We start from the raw sequence: 1,762 nt of genomic DNA on the forward strand, positions 1-1,762 counted from the left end.
GCGCGGGTGGCAGCCCCTCGCCCGGACGGGGCGAGGGGCTGTTCCGCCGTGCGGGCGAGGCCCCGTCAGCCGGCCGCGTACATCTGGAGGAAGAGGGCCTCGGCGACCGAGAGCCGCTCCAGTTCCTCGGGGGACACACTCTCGTTCGGCGCGTGGATCTGGGCCTCGGGCTCGCTGAGACCGATCAGCAGCATCTCGGCCTTCGGGTACAGCGTTCCGAGCGTGTTGCACAGCGGGATGGACCCGCCCTGGCCGGCGAGCTGCATCTCCTGGCCCGGGTAGGCCTCCGCCATGGCCCGCGCCATCGCGGAGTAGGCCGGGCTGTCGGTGTCGGCGTTGAACGGCTGGCCCTGACCGACCTGCTCGACGACGACCCGCGCCCCCCACGGGGTGTGGCGTTCCACGTGCGCCTGGAGCAGCGCGGAGGCCTCCGACGCGTCCACGCCCGGCGGCACCCGCAGGCTGACCAGTGCCCGCGCGCTCGCCTGCACCGACGGCGTGGCGCCGACCACCGGCGGACAGTCGATGCCCAGCACGGTGACCGCGGGCCGCGCCCAGATCCGGTCGGCCACCGATCCGGAACCGATCAGCCCGACACCGTCCAGCACCCTCGCGTCGGCACGGAACTGCTCCTCGTCGTACTGCAGCCCCTCCCAGACCGTGTCACCGCTCAGGCCGTCCACCGTCGTCGAGCCGTCCTCGCCGCGCAGCGAGTCCAGGACACGGATCAGCGCCGCCAGCGCGTCCGGGGCGGCGCCGCCGAACTGTCCGGAGTGCAGGTTGCCCTGAAGGGTGTCCATCTGGATCCGCACCATCGTCATCCCGCGCAGGGTGGCCGTGGCGGTCGGCAGGCCCACCCGGAAGTTGCCCGAGTCACCGATCACGATCGCGTCGGCGGCCAGCAGTTCGGGATGCTCCTCGGCGTACCGCTCCAGGCCGCCGGTGCCCTGCTCCTCGGAACCCTCGGCGATCACCTTGACGGTGACCGGCACGCCGCCGTTCGCCTCGAGGGCGCGCAACGCCAGCAGATGCATGATGACGCCGCCCTTGCAGTCGGCCGCGCCCCGCCCGTACCAGCGGCCGTCGCGCTCCGTCAGCTCGAACGGCGGGGAGACCCACGCCGCCTCGTCCAGCGGCGGCTGGACGTCGTAGTGGGCGTACAGCAGGACGGTCCGGGACCCCGCGGGGCCGGGCAGGCAGCCGTAGACGGACTGGGTGCCGTCCGGGGTGTCGAGCAGGGCGACGTCCTGGAAGCCCTCCGCGCGCAGCGCGTCGGCGACCCAGTTCGCGGCGCCCTCGCTCTCGCCGCGGGGGAACTGCTCGAAGTCGGCCACCGACTTGAAGGCGATCAGCTCGGCGAGTTCCTCCTTCGCTCTCGGCATCAGCGAGGCGACGGTCGCGGCGACCGGGTTCGACGACATGTACGGGGCTCCTCGTAGGATCTCGGGTCTTACGCCGGACCGTTCGGGCGGGCCGTCCGCACGGATGCGGGCCGGGACCGCCCGGTGGGTCCGGTACAGCGTCCGGTACGCGCTCCGGTACGGCGGATGCCGTGCCGAGGGCCCTGTACGGAGGACGGGCGGAGGCGTGTGGTTCCGCGCTCCGCACCGTCGATACTCCCACAGCCACCTGCGGCGATCGCCGCCGTAGGATGCGATGGACAGTGCGGCAGACATCTTGACTGGTGATCGGGAGCGGTTGGCGATCGTGAGCGACGAGAACGGCGAGCACGGGGAGCACGCGGAGAACGGCCGGGACGACA

The 1,762-nt window shown here is 72.6% G+C and carries 1 protein-coding gene; it reads right to left on the minus strand.

Annotated features, from left to right (window positions below; genetic code table 11):
* Nucleotides 1-65: 65 nt before the first annotated feature.
* On the minus strand, nt 66-1,421 hold the full coding sequence (locus HW445_RS29720; protein WP_180223916.1) for a dipeptidase: 1,356 nt from the start codon (nt 1,419-1,421) through the stop codon (nt 66-68).
* Nucleotides 1,422-1,762 lie beyond the last annotated feature (341 nt).

Origin of the sequence: Streptomyces sp. UH6, assembly GCF_013421635.1 — a bacterium.
GTDB lineage: Bacteria > Actinomycetota > Actinomycetes > Streptomycetales > Streptomycetaceae > Streptomyces > Streptomyces abyssomicinicus.